Consider the following 18066-nt stretch of genomic DNA (forward strand, 5'->3'; position numbering starts at 1 on the left):
TGCTATGAGCTTTTGCCGATCAGTTTCTGGAAACAAGATTAAGCAAATGGTTACAAAAAATTTATAATTATGTTCAGCTTAAATAATTATCTTAGACACCAATAATTATGAAAAATTACATATATAAATCTTGCATCATTAGTGCCACAATCTGGTGCTGTCTTATTTTTATGGACTTATCCCAAGCTCAGATTGTTACTGATACAAGCTTACCTAAAAATTCTGCTGTTGCACCTCTAGATAGTATGAATCGATGGAAGATTACAGAGGGTACTGTAGCAGGTAATAACCTTTTCCATAGTTTTCAGCAATTTAGCATTCCTGAGATGCACATAGCAGATTTTGTTAATCCTAGTGCAAATATTCAAAATATTTTAGTGCGGGTAACTGGTGGTAGCCGTTCTGATATTTTCGGAACTCTCAAAACTTCTGGAGTTGGTAGTCCAAACTTATTTTTGCTTAATCCTAATGGAATATTATTTGGCCCTAATGCTAGTTTAAATGTTGGTGGCTCATTTGTCGCTACCACAGCAAATGCGATCGCATTTGGTAATCAAGGTTTATTTAGTGCTTCTGTGCCAAATAATCCAGCATTACTCACCGTTAATCCCTCAGCTTTTTTATTCAATCAAATTAATAATTCTTCTATTACTAACAAACAGGCAAATCTTTCAGTTGAGCATGGTCAAAGCTTATTGTTATTAGGTGGGAATATCTATATAGATGGCGGAAGTTTATCTGCTCCAGGTGGAAGAATTGAATTAGGAGCAGTAGCAGGACAAGGAACTGTAGGATTAAATATCAATAATCATAATTTCAGTTTGGCCTATCCCCAAAACTTAGCACGAGGTGATATTTCGATTATTAATGGATCTGCCAGTGTAGAATCTAATGGTGGCAGTAGTTTGACTATCAACGCCAGAAATTTAGAAATAGCGGGAAGTCAGCTAACAAATGGTATTGTCGATGATGGAACGCAGGCGGGAGATATTACCCTGAATGCAACGGAAAGAATAAGTATTACGCAGAATAGTACCATTAGCAATAATCTTGGAGAACTTTTTCTTTCAGCTGTCGGCAATACTGGTGGTATTTATATCAATACTAAGTCATTTTCCTTAAGTGATAGTTTTATTAGAAGTGATATTGGAGCATTTTTATCTTCAGCGATAGGTAATACAAAGGGAGTTCATATTCAGGCAGAGTCGCTGTCACTTAATAACAGTACTATTAGTAGTGATGTTAATGATGGTTCAAGAGGCAACACAGGCGGTATTAACATTGCGGCTGATTCGGTTTATATAAATAGCAACCTATCAAATAGCCCGACTGGATTAAGTGCTATCACTTCAGGACTTGGAACTACAAATGGAGTATTTATAAAATTAAACAATTCTCTTGTATTAAATAATAGTTTCATTAACACGCGTTCTAATAATAGTAGCACTGGTAATGCCAGCAATATTGATATCCAAGCTAGAGACATATTTTTAATTAATGGCTCTTCTTTGGACACATCTTCATCCAGTAATGGCTCTGCTGGTAATATAGTAATTAATACTCAAGGAATTTCTTTGGATAATAGAAGTTCGATTAGAAGTGAAACCAATGGCATTGCTAACCCTGGATTAATTGATATCAAAGCGAGGACTTTAACTGTAGCGAATGGTGCTGCAATTTTATCCAGAACTACTGGTTCAAAAAATGGAGGAAATATTCAAATTAATGCTTCTGAGTCAATCAAACTAATAGGATTTTCTCCAAATTCACAATCAGGATTATTGATTTCAGGCTTATTTACTAGCACTGAGAATGAAAGGGGTCTAACAGCATCTGGAAATGCAGGAAGTATTGATATTAAAACTAGGAGTTTGCAGGTAACAGATGGAGCAGTAATCAGCGCCCGTAGTAGAAGTATTGGTAACGGAGGTAACATTAATATTGTTGCTAACACCGTTGATTTAGCTGGTGGTGGTCAAATTTTGACTAGTGCTTTCAATAGTGGGAATGCAGGTAACATTACCATCGAAGCAAAAAACAGAGTGAGCATTAGTGGTAGTGACCCAACGTTTGCAGCGCGTGTGAAACAATTTGGGAGTGAATCAGTTGATAATGATGGTGCTAACAGTGGTTTGTTTGCTCGTGTGCGCGGAACTGAACGCGCCAATGCTGGCAATATCACAGTTAATGCTCGTTCTTTACGGCTGAATAATCAGGGAACAATTACAACAGGGACAACTGCTGGTGAAGGGGGAAATATTAATCTCAATGTGAGAGATGTTGTGCTGCTGCGAAAGAATAGTAGTATTTCTGCCAATGCTGGTGTGGCGAATGCAGGGGGTAATGGCGGAAACATCAATATCAACACCAAATTTTTAATTGCTATTCCTGGTGAAAATAGCGATATTAGCGCCAATGCTTTTAATGGTAGGGGTGGAAGAGTAGATATTACCGCACAAAGCATTTTTGGGATTGCGTCACGCTTCCGAGATACGCAATTTAGCGATATTACTGCTAGTTCTCAACTGGGGATCAATGGAGATGTAACTATTAATACACTACAAGTTGATCCGATTCAGGGGTTAAGTGAATTATCTACTAGTGTTGTTGACAGTTCAACGTTACTCGCTGCTGATTGTTCAAAAGAAGATGAAAATAACAACAGTCAATTTGTGGTGACAGGACGTGGTGGTTTACCAGCTAACCCTTATGAACTTTTGGGTGGAGATGTGCTGTGGTCAGATACTCGGACACGAGAAGTGACAGCTAGGCGAAATCAACCCACAAATATTAAATTACCTGCTATGGAAAAAACTGTGGCGATCGCACCTGCTAATGGTTGGCGTTTCAATGGTGCGGGTGAAGTTACCCTGATTTCTCGCGTATCTGGGGCTGAAGAAAATCTTTTAAAGTCCAATCCTTATGCTTGTCCAAAGCAAGAACGATGAAATAACTGCCAATTGTTCAGAGTCGCTTTTAAAAAGCTTGGAGGATTTATGTAGAGTTGTTGCAACTCTTAACGTTTCACATACCAGTTTTCCTCTACACCTTGGTAGACTGAATTTTATACAAATTAATTATTGTCCTTTGCTGCGCCCAATGAAAGTATTACTATTGACTTTCAGGTTAAGCAGTCTAAACTGCGGAACCCGAAGGGCGTAATCAAGATAATAAAGACACTCGTGGCAATCAAGACATGGTAGATTCCCTCAAAAAACCAGGCTTTGAAGAAATACGGCCAGGGATTAAAGTCCCGGCAAAAGAAACCTTATTAACACCACGGTTTTATACTACCGATTTTGATGAGATGGCGCGGATGGACATCTCTGTAAACGAAGATGAGTTAATCGCCATCTTAGAAGAGTTCCGCGCTGACTATAACCGCCATCACTTCGTTCGGGATGCCGAGTTTGAACAATCCTGGGATCATATCGACGGGGAAACTCGCCAGTTGTTCATTGAATTTCTAGAGCGTTCTTGTACAGCAGAATTTTCTGGCTTCTTGCTGTACAAAGAATTAGGCCGTCGCTTAAAAGATAAAAGCCCCGTCCTAGCAGAGTGTTTCAACCTGATGTCACGGGATGAAGCACGTCACGCTGGCTTTTTGAACAAAGCGATGTCAGACTTTAATTTGTCTCTTGACTTAGGGTTTTTGACCAAGAGCCGCAATTATACCTTCTTTAAACCAAAATTCATTTTCTACGCCACTTACCTTTCTGAAAAAATCGGTTATTGGCGTTATATCACCATTTACCGCCATCTAGAATCGCATCCCGAAGACAGAATTTATCCAATTTTCCGGTTCTTTGAAAACTGGTGTCAAGACGAAAACCGTCACGGTGATTTCTTTGATGCCATTATGAGAGCGCAGCCACAAATGCTGAACGACTGGAAAGCCAAACTGTGGAGTCGCTTTTTCTTGTTGTCTGTATTTGTGACAATGTATCTCAATGATTTACAGCGCAAAGACTTTTACGCTTCCATTGGTTTAGATGCACGGGACTATGATATCTACGTCATCAAGAAAACCAATGAAACCGCAGGTAGAGTCTTCCCGGTAATGTTGGATGTGGAAAATCCAGAGTTTTACGATCGCCTAGATTTATGTGTTCAGAATAACGAAAAATTGAGCGCGATCGCTAACTCCAAAACACCTAAATTCTTACAATTCTTCCAGAAGTTGCCATTATACATCTCCAATGGTTGGCAGTTCTTGAAGTTGTACTTAATGAAGCCTATTGATGCTGCTTCGGCTCATGGTATGGCACGCTAGATTTACTGGATAATTTGATGGGCATGGTATTAGTTAATTAATACCATGCTTTTTTATGTTTCATGCTTAAGGTATTCCAAAATTCCAAAAAATAAATATCTACCTTGTCCTCCTTGTCTTCCTTGTCATCTTTATCTATTCTCAACAGACAACCTTTTATCTATCTTCTCAACTTGCTTTGGCGCTTGGATTTCTGTAAATAACTGAATTGCTTGCTGAAAATACCTTTGGCTGACTTCAGTCTTGGCGAGTTGTTGATAAGTTAAACCTAACTGAAAATACGCTTCTGCTAAGTCACATTTAGCGCCTATTTGCTCTAAGAGTTCGATGGCTTCTGTATGATGCACAAGGGCTAATTGATAATCTGTTTGTTGGCGATTAATTTCTGCTAAACTGTTTAATGTTTTTGCTTTGACTTGCATATAATGACCTGCTTCGGCAAAGGTCAACGCTTGCTGGAAAATTTGGTTGGCTTGAGATAAATTACCTAAATTGAGATATGTTTGCCCTAAAATTTGGATGAAATAAGCAAATCTTCCTGTCTTGAGTAATTTTTCATTGGCAATATTTTCATAAGCTGCATTTGCTAATTCATCAGCCGCATTACAAAATCCTAAATAGGAATTAACTAATGCTAAACATACAGAGGCTTTTTCTGCCCAGCGATGATGTGCTGTATTTTGCGCTAGATAAATTACTTGTTGAAATAACTTGAGGGCTGATTCTAGTTCCCATAAGTCTATTTTGTAAAGACCAATGCTTAACAGTGAATCGACTTCTAACATTCGTAGATAATAGACTTGATGTTTATTCTCTAACTGCGGTACAAGTGATTTTAGTGCTTGTTTGGCTAAATTGATAGTTTTTTCTTGACAGGCGATCGCTTGATTGATTTTCCCATTTATCCAATATAAATCACCCAAAATATTGTATAATTCAATAATATTTTCTTCTGATTCAACATTATTAATTACTTGATTAATTGCCGTCAAAATAGGCTGAATTAATCCCATCCGATATAACGTACTCCCCAGAGGTAAAAACTGTTGCCATTGATTATTGCGACTTTTGAGAATAACTTTACCAGCTAACTCAAACTCATAAATTTCGATGTAATGATAGTATGCCTCTAAAGCTTGTAAAGCATCTTGAAATGTAGCGATTTGTGTAACACTAGCTGTCCAAAATTCGGCGGCTTTGTGATTTGTAATTTCCCACTCATCACTAGTGCGTAACCGGGCGATCGCTTCGGCGCGAATTACCGGGTGTAACCAATATTCACCTTGATTGCACTCTATTAACGAGCGATTTCTTAAAGAAGCAATAATTTGACGATGTTCAGTTGGGGGAACATCCCAAAGTAAACAAAACAGTCCTGAAGATGGAATCGTGGGTATATCTTGGTAGCGATAACAACCCAAACGACACAACAAACGATAAGCTTGAGCATCAAGAACTTGTAAACGATTAATTTGACTAACGGCTAAATTTTTTAAATCGGTGGCGGCTAAAGGATCATCATGATTTGCTTGCCAATATAAACTCATATCACCGCCAAAATCCTCCTGCATTGCACCGCACAAAATACCCATAGCTTTGGCATTCCCGCCGTAAGTATGATGTATTTGTTGCAAGGTAGAAAGATTAATCGTTAACCCACGGTTGCTAAAAAACTTTAACCAGGTGCTTTGATCTAACCCAGGAAGACGATAATGATGTATATTCAACCCTGGTTCGCACAAGCGATCGCGGCTAGTAATTAAGGTGACAGATTGTACCCGCACATCAGCCAAAACCCGCAATAGTTCTAAATAGCTGCGGTGAGGTGTAATTAACTTTCCCTGCTGATCTAATGCGGGTTCTAAATTATCAATTAAAATTCCAATGCGCCGATTATGCAGTTGGCGCTTCAGTCTTCCTAACGTTACGCCAAACTCTATCCCTGGTTCTTCCCCAAAGTCTTGTTTTAACCATTCCTCTACCACCCGTTCCGCAGCAGTGATATTTTGGCTTTCCTTCGCCATTAATAATTCTAAAACCAAGTCAAAACCCTGGGTTTGTAGATATTGCTGGGCGAGAGTCGTTTTACCTAAACCTCCCTCACCTTGGATGACAATTATTTTCGCGCCTTGGTTTACCAGAGTATTCAAATGAGCGATCGCATCTTGTCGCCCAATAAAATTAGTATCTTCTAATCTGGGGACAGTTTGTGGCAGTGATGACTCATTAATCAACCCTGATATTGCAGAAGTTTTTCTCAGAACTCGTTCCAAAGTAGCGCGACAATTACTTTTAGTAATCTTCTGTCGCAACACCTGAGACAGCAACTTCCATAACTGTGAGCCAACATCCTTAACATGTCCTTCCGTACAGCCGTAAGCATGGGCAATATCTAAATATTTTCTACCCAACCAAACCTGCTGAAGAATAACTTTTTGCAATTCGCTCAACCGTTCCCCAGTTTGAGCAGGAATAATGGTTTCTAACCATGCTAATGCTGCTTCAGCGTTCATTATGTAACGATGAGGGTAGTTAGATTCTAGAACTATAGATTACTCTACAATTCCCCCACCTCATTTTTCCGATAAGATTCGATAAATCCCAATACTTCTCGGTTAAGAATTAAGCAGTATTGAGAATAAAAAAAGTGAGTGGTTGATGTTTAGTACCCGCTCCTGAGTGGATTGGTTTTCTTGACAGAAACTTAGAACGAGGTTTTTTGACTACTGTGGGATTTGTTATGTTGAGCTTGATTTGTCCCCTTCCCCGTTTTTGCCTGGTTTATCCGAATAAGCGCCCTCGCCACCTTTTCTAGCCGAGCCAAAGTTACTTTCATCAAACCACTCTGCTTTGAGTAATGACCACCAAGCAGATGTGAGTCCGGCTAAAACGTAGTCATAGGGAAGCCATCCATAACCGTTCCTTCCCCATTCAGTACCCCAAGAGTTTCTGATTAAGAATGCACCTCTAGAATAGTGCGTACGATCAGCACATTGGATAAATTTGTAATCATCATATCCAACCACAACAGCAGTATGTCCACCAACAACTTTATCCTTATGGGGGTCGGGATACGGAATGTAACCCTTTTTAGAATTAGTTTCTTCGTATGCAGAGGTATAAAGCGTTAACCCAAAAATACAAGGAAAACCCGCAGCTAAAACTGCTTTAACCTGAAATAAAAGACTCTCTGTAGTAATGCCAGCATAATCTAGAAGAAAGTATTTAAGTGTTTTGTAATTTTGAGCATAGGCGTAACAATAAGGAGGTGGTTCGTCATCTACTTTATCTTCTTCATAAGGCCAAGATTCTTCAGGCGGAACACCAAATAGTGCAAGTACTTTTATCGTTTCTCTGATAGACGTTCCTACATCTCCTTCAACATTCATTTTTCGACGTGCAGTTTTATAAAGGAAAAGGGGAGAAGCATCTACTGACTTACCAAAGTTTCTATTTTGAAAATACTCTAACAGTGCGATCGCAGCAAATGCAGTACAAGAATTCAGTGAGCCTTGATCTCTCACCGGAGAAAACCAAAAGCTTAAATCTATTACAGCAGGAAGAATAAAATATAGTTTTTTCTGGGGCTTATTTTCCTCATAAAATTTTGTCAACTTCTTAAAATAACTGTTACTAATTATTACAGGAATCTGTAAATTTATAGTTTTAAATAACTCTTGAGACAGTTGTTTTTTCTCATCTTTTTGAGTAGAAGAGTTATTACCATAATTCAACGGTAATTCAATTTCAAACACTTCTTGCTTGTCAAAAATATTAGTTTTATGCTTTTTATCTTTTATCTCTTTTTCAGCATCTGGTGTATAACTTGTAAATCGATTTAAGTATTTCTTCAACAAAAAATATACAAATAGATAATTTTCACTTTCTTTAAATTCTTGTTCTCTAAAAGAGGAAATTTCTAATTTCATCAGAGAAAGAACTTGAGAAATTGCACTTTTTATTAAATACTCCGTAGGATACCCAGGTTCTGGATTTGAATTATTAAGAATAATTTGACCACTGGCAATTTTTTCAAATTTATCAAAACCTTTTTTAATCATTTCTTCCCAATTCAAATTGCTCCATTGAGATAAAGGAGAAATAATTCGGATGATAACTGAAAATATCGGTTCAGTTACAGATGAATTCTGTAATACTTCTACAATATTGTTGATATTATCATTGTTGGCATCATCTAATCGGTCTAATAAAGGTGAAATAATTTTCATTAAAACTGAGGACATTTGTTCATATTTTTCTGATTCCAGTATGTCTACAATTTTGCTGGGATCATTTCCATTTTTAATGAAAAAATCTTTTATGTTTTTCTTGCAAGTATTTTTATTGTCAACTGATTTTTGAAATATTTCTATTTTCTCAAACAAATTGCGATTAGTTGTATTTACATCTACAATAGTTTCTAAAAATTCACATTCAAGAATTTTATCTTTAAGCTCTTTGGCTTGAAATTCAGTGTTTTTGTAGTAATTTCTGTCTATATATTCTGTGAATTCCTTACATATTTGTTGAATTACTTTGGGTTTTAAAATGCCTAAGATTATTTCAAATTCTGTCCTTGAGATCAAGGAAGTAACTGTAAAAAATCTAATTTTTGAGAAACCTTTTTTATAGTTATTTGTTGCCAACAATTTTTCTTGAAGTTGAGACAATTCTTTTGGACATTGAGGCAATTTTTCTTTAAGTTCAGGCAATTGTTCTTTAAGTTTAAGAAAATTTTCTTTAAGTTCAGGCAATTTTTTATCGTCAGAATCAGAAAAGTATTCGTTGAAAGTCATATAAGTTTCAATTCCTACTATTCCATCAACTAGAATCTCGGTAAGAGCCTGAAAAATTTGTACAAGCAATTTAGTAGTTGAATCGTACTCTGCTGTTCTCATCCAATCCGCTATTTTTCTTGGGTGATCAAAATTTACATTTGATGGCAAGTAGTCTTTCATTACTAAAATTCCAAGCCACTTCTTTAAATCTACTATCTGACTTGAAAGTATACTTTCATATTTAATGTCAGGACAGGGATATTGATCATTTATTCTTGTTTCTATTTCAAGACTCTCTCTTAAAAACTTATGAACTTTCACCTCGGCAAATAAGATGTTACCAAATATCAGGTTTTTAAATTCTTGTATTCTTTCTTTTTGTTGAGGAATTACATCTGAAATTAAATCAATTAAATTTCCTATTAGCTTTTCAACATCGCCAGTTCTGCCTTCTATCTTGAACCTGCTGAGTTGTTTCTTGATATTTTCCTTATCGTCTAAGCTATAATCGCGTAAGTCTGGATAGTCTGGTATCCAACCCAATCCTTTTTTCTTCCAATCCTCTTTTTGTTGTTGATTACTGTGATTTTCCATGATTTCCCTTTAATATTTATCATTGAGTATCAAATTATTTAAGGTGGTCAAGGTAACGAATCATTTACCTTTTAATTTCGTCACAAATATCCTTTGGGGCATTGCGATTATTCTTTAAATAGTCGCTTAACCAGTTACATCCACGAGCCATAAATGTATCCAAGCTGAGATTTTCTATTTTCCATAGCATTGCAGTATTGTCTGAACTAGCAGTAGCAAGCATTTTGCTATCAGGGCTAAATCTAAGTGAGTTAACAGCGCCACGATGACCAACAACTGTTAGAATTAATACACCTTTTGTAGACCATATTTTTACTGTACTATCATCACTGGCAGTAGCAATCATTCGACCATCGGGACTAAAATCCAAGCCCCAAATTGAGGCACTATGTCCTTTTAAGGAATTTAAGTAAACACCATCTAAATTCCACAACTTCACAGTGTTATCTTCACTGGCAGTGGCAATAACTTGACCATTAGGGCTAAAACGAATGTTGTAAATTGAGGTATTGTGAGCCTTCCAACTACGCAAGGCATTTCCATCACTGTTCCAGAGTTGTACCGTTCCAGTATCTCGACTGGCTGCGGCGATTATCTTACCATTCGGGCTAAAACTGACACTAGAAGTTTTTGTAATATTGCCTTTTAGAGTATTTAAAAGTTCTCCTTTGTGACTCCAAAGTTTAACAGTGCCGTCAAAACTCGCAGAGGCAATTGTATTATTATTTGGACTCAAAGCCACACTAGTGATGGGTTGAGTATGTCCTGTAAAAGGTGGTTTAAGTTCTTGTCCTTGTAAATTCCATCGCCTTACAGTTTTGTCATTGCTAACACTCACAATCAACTTGTTATCTGGGCTGAAATTGACACTAGCAATGGGTAGAGTATGTCCATTAAGGGTGTTAAGTTGTTTTCCTTGCAAGTCCCACAATTTCACTGTCTTGTCCCTGCTGGCAGTTGCAATCATGTTGCCTTTGGGGTTAATGTCAACACTATAGATTGCTTGACTATGACCTCTCAAAGTAGTCAACCAGTCATTTGGTTGCCAAAATTTCACTGTTTTGTCATAACTGCTAGATGCAAGGATGTTGCCTTGGGGGTTAAAACTTAAACTACTGACTGCACCTTGATGACCATTTAAAGTTTCTAGCAGTGTATAATCTCGACTACTCCACAGTTTCACAGTTTTATCGTTGCTGCCAGTAGCAATTATTTGACCATCGGGGCTAAAAACAACATCTCTAACTATATCTGTATGTATTAAAGGTGATGTGACTTGCTTACCTTTTTTAACATCCCAAATAATAACTGTTTTATCGTTACTGGCAGAGGCAAGAGTTTGGCCATCAGGGCTAAAACGTACACTTAACACATCAGCTGTATGGTCAATCAAAGTATTAATCAAATTGCCCTGAGCATCCCAGAGCTTTACTGTGTTGTCGTCACTAGCTGTAGCAATCTTACCATCAGGACTAAAAGTAACTTTGTAAACTTCTCCAGTATGACCTTTTAAAGTCTTTATCAGACGACCATCTTGCGACCAAAGCTTAACTGTATTGTCTGCACTGGCCGTAGCAATTGTCTGACCATTGGGGCTAAAACTTACACTCCAAACATCAGCTTTGTGTCCTTTTAGAATTGCAAGAAGCTTACCTTGCTGATTCCAAAGTCTTGCAATTCCATCCCGACTGGCAGTAGCAATTATCTGACCATCAGGGCTGAAGCTTACATCTGTAACTGAGTCGGGATGAGGTAAATTTAATCTTTGTTGATCATCTAAATTCCAGAGTTTAGCTGTAGTGTCATAGCTGGCAGTAGCAATGGTCTTACCATCAGGACTAAACCTAACTTGCATAACATAACCTTCATGTCCTTCTAGCCGATTACTCTCTCTGACGCTGTAAACAGAATTAGCAACTGCTGTTATGACTTGATTTTGCAGTTCACTGTCATTCCTATACCAAATAGATTGTTGTAGCTGTTTTCCTGCTTTGAGAGCATCTATTAAGGCATCAAAAGTGTTTCGAGTTCCGGTGTATTTTAAACTTGAGAATGCTGCCAGTGTGTGAATTTGGCTTTTCTCTGCTTCTCTCCATTTAATTCCAGCAAAGATAGTAATTCCTGTGATAAACACTAAAGAAGTGATCGCAACTGCATTTCTAGTTATTTGCTTTTGCTTTTCAACCTTTTGTTTGGCTTGTTGTATAGCCTGTGACGCTTCTACTTCTGCTTTAGCAGCAATAGCCTTTGCTTTTTCGACTTCTAATTGTTTTTGAATCTCGCGTGTTTCTAGCTCTTGGCTGGCTGCTAAAAATTGATAATCTACATCGCTTAAGCTTTTACCAATAGCCCAAGCTTGAGCATCCTGTAGTGCTTGTCCTCGCAACAAACGCGACTCATCCTTACGTTCACTGTCTACCCAGGTATTTAATCCTTCTGCATAAGGACGCAGTTTTGCTAGTTCTCCCTCGCACCATTTCTGGTTAAATACCTCTGCATACAGGCTGTTATAAATTCGCAATTTACTATCACGTCTTACCACTAATCCTGTTAGTCGCAGTTCAACCTGTTCAGGACTGTCATCAGCTAAAATTTCCCCCTGATGCAAAATTTGCTGACACAAACCTAATAATCGTCCGCTATTATTTTGCTTACTATATAAAATGCGATCGCGGATAGTTTTCAAATGCTCCGGCTCATCATTTATTTCCCAGTGTGTAATGATGTACGAACGCACCAAATGGTCTACCCACTCCTTAATATTAGAGTATTCTTCTTTGCTTATCTGTTCACCATACTGCACTACCAACTTACAAACTTTCTGCGTCAAAAACGGCTGTCCTCCAGTCCATGCCAACACTTCTGCCATCAATTCCTGGGAATCTCCTACTACTGACAAACCTTGTGCTAAAGGTTTCGCCTCATCTAATTTAAAACCAGTTAAATCAATTGCGTGACCAATATTAAAAGGTGTGCGTCTTGGATCTTGGATCAAATCTGAAGGAGTAGACACACCAATTAATGCAAAAGTGATGCGTTTATATTCAGGTTTATCTGCCCGGCGATTAAAACACTCTCGAATTACAGCAAAAAAATCATCCAGGTTGAAATCCAAGCTGAGAATACTATCAATTTCGTCGATAAAAATAATAATATTTTCTTTAATCTTTGGCAGTAAAACGATTTCAATAAACTTACTAAAACGCTGTATAGGTGACAGTAAACCGTTCTCACTCCACCAAATTTCTAAATCAAAGTCAGTATAAAGATTAAAATATCCTACTAAAGTATCTATGATTCCGGCGTACCATTGTTCAGGTGTAATATCTGCTGTCCCAATAGTGGTAATATCTACAGATGCACAAACAAACCCCTCCTGTTTTAATCGTTGCATCACCTGTACCCGCAAGCTAGATTTTCCCATCTGCCGTGAATTGAGAACATAGCAAAATTCTCCAGCTTTCAAGCTTGTATACAAATCCTCGTCAGCTTGTCGCGTGACGTAAGTTGGTGCATCTTGGGGTAAACTACCCCCGACTTGATACTGGTATTGACTCATAAATCAGTTGAGTTATGAAGTTTATTTGTTTGAGCAAACAGGGAAAGCAGAGAGCAGAAGAGGCTGACTATAGGTGAGAACATAATGAATAGTGCTGGAAAAACAACAGGCTTACAACTTCTCAAGGTAATTTTTTAATTTTCTAGTTTCAGGCGATCGCAAAAATATATTTGGTATAACTTACACAAAGGCATCACATCATTTCCTCGAAATTTTACTAATCCCATACTGCGAAGTTTAAATGCTTCGACTGTACCTATATCCACAGCCTCATCGGTGATCATTACTTGCTTTAATGCTGCCAATAAATTTTGATCTCCTTGTACATTCAGCAAATGACGACGTAAATGGTCGCCGTAGGGGCCTGCTTCTGTGGGTGCAATTTCTTGTAATTGTTTCCACGTCATCCTACCCCGTGCAATCTCATATAATGCAACTCTGACTAAATAAGGATGCCCACCCACTAAGTCGATTAAATCCTCAACTTGTGAGTTAGTCCAAATCAACCCATGACGCTGCACCAAATCTTGCACCTGCGCTTGATTTAATTCAGGTAACTCTACAGGTAAACCCACATTAAAAGGAGACTGGTTTATATTTAAGGGAATATATACTTCCTTAGAGTGAACAATTACTAATCGCAAATTTTTCCAAATTGCATCATTTTTAGCACGCTCATGCCATGCACGTAGCAAGCCAAAAAAATCTGTAGCAATTGTAGGGTGTTTAAAAACTTCATCAACTTCATCTAAACCTAAAACGATAGGCAAGTTTATTTCTTTTAGTAAATACTTTTGAAAATAATTCGTACATTTATTTTTACTACCCAAAATCCCTTTCCAAAAATCACCTAATTTGTCTGTCAAACCCAGGCTATCAGTGACACTAGCGCAGAACCACTGCAAAAACATATCTATACTGTCGAGGAATTCTGCATCGGCTGATTGAAAATTTAAATATGCAGTTTGATAACTTTGTTTGCTGGTATGGTCAAGAACGCGGGACATAAGCGAACTTTTACCCATTTGACGGGGCGCTTTAATTCGGATTAAACTTCCTGCTTTAAGTATTTCTTCGTAGCAGTCCCGTTCGATTGGCGATCGCTCAATATAAAATGCGGATTCCAAAGGAACTTGCCCTTCTGGGTTTTCTAAAGATAAAGCTGATGTAAATTGTATTTCTTTAAGAGTATTTTTGCGAGTTTTAAGAACTGGAGTGGAAGACTCAGGAATACTTTCTATGTCAATAGAAGTACAACCAAACTCATAAGCATCTTCATAAGATTTATCAGCACCTAACGCATCATAAAAACCCACGGCGAAATCTATAGCTGCTTCATCCCCAATTTCTTGGTTCATCCCTACTACATAGTCAATATGCTGATGAATTGCTTGAGCTTGTACTTCGCTATAACAGGCATTCATCAATACACATTCAACTTTATTTTGAAATAACCTAAATAACCTACTTAACGCCTCTGTAGTGATTAATTGGGCTTGTCCAGCATCATTTTCTAAAACTAATCCTTGAGTGCTTGCACCGTGTCCCGAAAAATGTACAATCTCCGGCTCATAATCTAATAATGCCCGTCGCAAATCTTGAGGACGCACTGCAAATTTAGGAATTATTTCAAACTCATCTCGATTTTTGGAACGCTCCAATCCAGCCTGAATTTCTCGCACCTCCTCATCCAGCCTTAACCTATCAGTATTTTTTGGATTGGCAGACACAATCAAAATCTTTTTCTTCATCTTCTTGAAATTATTCTGAGGCTGTTGGCTGAAAAATTTCTGACGACTGTAGGGTACCGTTAACTCTGTATTAGTGGAACTTTTGGAGTTGACTAACTGGAGTGAATCAAGCCTAATCTTTTTACGTATAGTGGGCTGTTGGGCATTGGTAACGGGATTAGTTGCCACCATCAGGCGTACAGCCGGATCGCCAATAATGGTGTAATTGCGGGCATCATTTTTAGCTGTCCACAAACTAGCGACCTTCCAATCATCAACAGATTGGTTGTACTTTATTTCCTCTAACTCAACACTAAGATCACAAGTGAGTTCTGCATAACGCTGATTAAAAAATTCGAGGGCTGACCCGACTGGATGACCTTCCATCAGCCGCTTGAAAGCCGACTCAAAAGTTTCTAGTTGCTGCCCTAACTCTTTCCAGACAAAAGAACAACCCCAAGCTCGTTCAATATGCCCAACTACAGCTAAAGCTCCTCGACTCAGTAGACGTTTAGGCAATTGAGCTACGAAAGCATGAGGAGCAATATCAGCAGCGTTTTGCGCCCCACTTCGCACACTAAAGTCATCCACCTGTGGTGTTCCTGCACTATAACAAGCAAAGTGAAATGCGATTAATCCTAGTAGGTTGGCATTATTACCGACATCATCTGCACAAAAGTAATGTGTCTGCGGATCTAGTTCTCCTTTCCATTGCGATGGCCCTGGCCAGTCTTGGCACACAAGTGCGCCTTGATGTTGTAACTGGAGTGGATGATTGTTGGGAAAGCGGACACCATGAGTTGCGGTGAACAACAGTGCAGGTGTTTGCGCTTCACTTAGAATTTGGCTAAATCTGGCTTTAGTAGCTGATTCGCCCACAACTGTCTGCACTGACCAATTGGGCTGATCATGGGCTATCCATTGTGATAACGGTTTGACCAGATGCTCGGCGCTCAGTTGTGTGGCTTTGTCATCTTGATTGTGTGTGCCAAACAGGTAAATCTGGCGCGGTAAAGCGATTTCACCAGTTTCAGCTTTGACGACATTGTGTGCATATTGGGCATATTCTTCTAAAGTATCAAAGTAAATTCTGCCGACTGCATACTGCACATCTAACTGATACTGAAATTGATAAGGAATACTCAGGGGGTCGCCAACAATTATTAAGTAGTAGGGCATTTTTTCTGGATTAACAGGCCCTGGCGCTACTCCTTGCCGTTCCAAAAACCGTTGTTTCGATTCCCCTGGTCGGTATGCTTTCTGCCCAATGTACTCTTGGTAATAGCGTGAGTCTTGTTGTGTTACTTGTCGGCGGCGATGTTCTAGTAACTCGCCTAGTGCTTCTTTAATATCTTGAGCTTGATAACCAGAACTATCTTGATATTTATATGCAAAAATAACCCCCCAGCCAGCCTGTGCTAAAGTCTTTGGGTCTTTACCTTCTATTAGACCTCTGGCGTTCTCTGGAGATTTTTGGTAAAGCTGTTGTATTTGGATTGAATCAGATGGTTTAGTGAGAGTTTCACCTTGGGCAATTTTGGTAATTTGATTAGGAGTACTTGGAGATGGTAAGTATTCTCCTGTTGCACCATTAATTCCATTAAAATATAAAATTTGTTCAGTCATTTATATTTTTTATAATTGGAATAGCTTTTTCTTTAAAATCAGAACTAAATTTAAAAAAATAAATAAACAGATTGATAGAATTAACTTAACAATATTAACCGATATTTGATATTTGCAAAAGTTAAAAGCTCATATAAAAACTCATATTTAATGCCGGCTTGGCAACGCAACTTATCCAGAATGCTCCCAGAGAATGTTTATGTTTACAGAACTGTAGATAATGCTTGCATAGGTGCTAGTTGTATAGATTTTATTTATTTACTAATAAAATAAATATAGCTAAGTGAATAGTACTTAAGCATATATTAGCAGGCTCGACCAATTTACGATAGTCTTTAAGCAAAAATTTCCAATTTTTTTACTTAATAAGCTAGTAATCATATAAGAAAGCACATTGAATCCGTACTTGAGAGGGCAGGAAACAGAGAGGAAGACACTAGTATGAACATAGTGCCTGTCATTTAAATGAGGATTACCTTACTGCTATCTTTGATTAGGCTTAAGTCTTGAATTTTGCATAAATATTTATCTACAAAAAAAGAGAAATATATTTTCACAATTTAGCTTTTTTAAAAGGTGATTAGGCTTTTAGAGGATGTTTGAAAAGTGAGCATTTGACAGCTTCTCCAGCTTTACTACATCGCAAAATCGTGTTGCTCCTGTTTTTATTTCCCAAATGCTGGGTGGTTGAGCGTACTTTTGGTTGGCTCAACTGGTGAGCCAGCGCATTGCGGGGATTTTCTCTGTTGTAGCGACTGATGAACCTGAAGGGTGTCACCGACTTAGCAAAGAATATGAGCAATTTTCCCTGTCTTCCAACTCACTTAAGTTACGTTAATTTTCGGATTTAGGAATGAGTTTTGATATAGGTTTTCTAGTCTAGATTGATGAAATTATATGAGATTTATAGATTTAATTTTAAACAGTCTTTATTTAAGATTAAATCAATGAATACCCACGGAGAAAATTATGACTAATGTAATGTAAGAAAGATAGCGATTTGCCAGAGGCCATTCAATCAGTTATCGACCTAACTTTTGCTCAGTAAACTATTGAAAATTAAGGAAAAATGTCAAATGGATCTTGTACAAACAGTTATTGCACTCACAAATACTGAACGTGCTAAACATGGCTTACGAGCCTTGCAATGGAATGAGCAACTATTCAAAGCAGCACAAGAACATTCTCAAAGTATGGCTCACGGTGATTTCTTCGATCATCGTGAGTTGGTTGAACGTGCTAGAGAAGAAGGCTATCCATCTTCTTTTGTTGGAGAGAATATTGCGGCAGGCCGTTCTACAGCACAAGAGGTTGTAGGAGACTGGATGAATAGCCCTGGACATCGTAACAATATTCTTAATCCAGATTATACAGAGATTGGTGTTGGTCACTACTACTTAGAGAATGATGGAGGTAAGTTTAATTACAAACATTACTGGACGCAAATCTTTGGAAAACGCTAACCCAAAATCGGCGCACAAACGATTTAAAGATGAATCGTTCTGA

Annotated in this window: 7 protein-coding genes; 3 read left to right on the top strand and 4 right to left on the bottom strand. The window is 38.0% G+C overall.

What is annotated here, in order from left to right:
• The first annotated feature begins 170 nt into the window (after positions 1-170).
• Both H6G75_RS13730 and acsF read left to right on the top strand, forming a co-directional pair.
• Positions 171-2948, top strand: a complete 2778-nt coding sequence (locus H6G75_RS13730; RefSeq protein WP_190980612.1) for a filamentous hemagglutinin N-terminal domain-containing protein — start codon at positions 171-173, stop codon at positions 2946-2948.
• A gap of 248 nt (positions 2949-3196) precedes the next feature.
• Positions 3197-4273 (top strand): magnesium-protoporphyrin IX monomethyl ester (oxidative) cyclase, encoded by a 1077-nt coding sequence (acsF, locus tag H6G75_RS13735; protein ID WP_190980613.1) that lies wholly within the window; start codon positions 3197-3199, stop codon positions 4271-4273.
• Positions 4274-4404: 131 nt separating this feature from the next.
• Here the strand turns inward: acsF and H6G75_RS13740 are convergent, their stop codons facing one another.
• From H6G75_RS13740 to H6G75_RS33770, 4 genes are all read right to left on the bottom strand, one after another.
• A complete protein-coding gene (locus H6G75_RS13740; protein WP_190980614.1) occupies positions 4405-6786 on the bottom strand; it encodes a tetratricopeptide repeat protein in 2382 nt (793 codons plus the stop codon).
• A 225-nt stretch (positions 6787-7011) separates the two neighbouring features.
• On the bottom strand, positions 7012-9645 hold the full coding sequence (locus tag H6G75_RS32685; RefSeq protein ID WP_199337869.1) for a C1 family peptidase: 2634 nt from the start codon (positions 9643-9645) through the stop codon (positions 7012-7014).
• Between the two features lie 64 nt (positions 9646-9709).
• The gene (locus H6G75_RS13750) at positions 9710-13204 is read right to left on the bottom strand and encodes an AAA-like domain-containing protein (RefSeq protein ID WP_190980615.1); all 3495 of its coding nucleotides are present in this window, start codon (positions 13202-13204) and stop codon (positions 9710-9712) included.
• A 134-nt stretch (positions 13205-13338) separates the two neighbouring features.
• Positions 13339-16560 carry an AAA-like domain-containing protein gene (locus H6G75_RS33770; protein WP_313934842.1) on the bottom strand — a complete coding sequence of 1074 codons (3222 nt, stop codon included), beginning with the start codon at positions 16558-16560 and terminating at the stop codon, positions 13339-13341.
• A 1076-nt stretch (positions 16561-17636) separates the two neighbouring features.
• On the opposite strand from H6G75_RS33770, the gene H6G75_RS13760 reads away from it, so the two are divergent.
• Positions 17637-18023 carry a CAP domain-containing protein gene (locus H6G75_RS13760; protein WP_190980616.1) on the top strand — a complete coding sequence of 129 codons (387 nt, stop codon included), beginning with the start codon at positions 17637-17639 and terminating at the stop codon, positions 18021-18023.
• The last annotated feature ends 43 nt before the right edge of the window (positions 18024-18066 follow it).

The organism is Nostoc sp. FACHB-280 (assembly GCF_014697615.1).
GTDB lineage: Bacteria > Cyanobacteriota > Cyanobacteriia > Cyanobacteriales > Nostocaceae > Nostoc_B.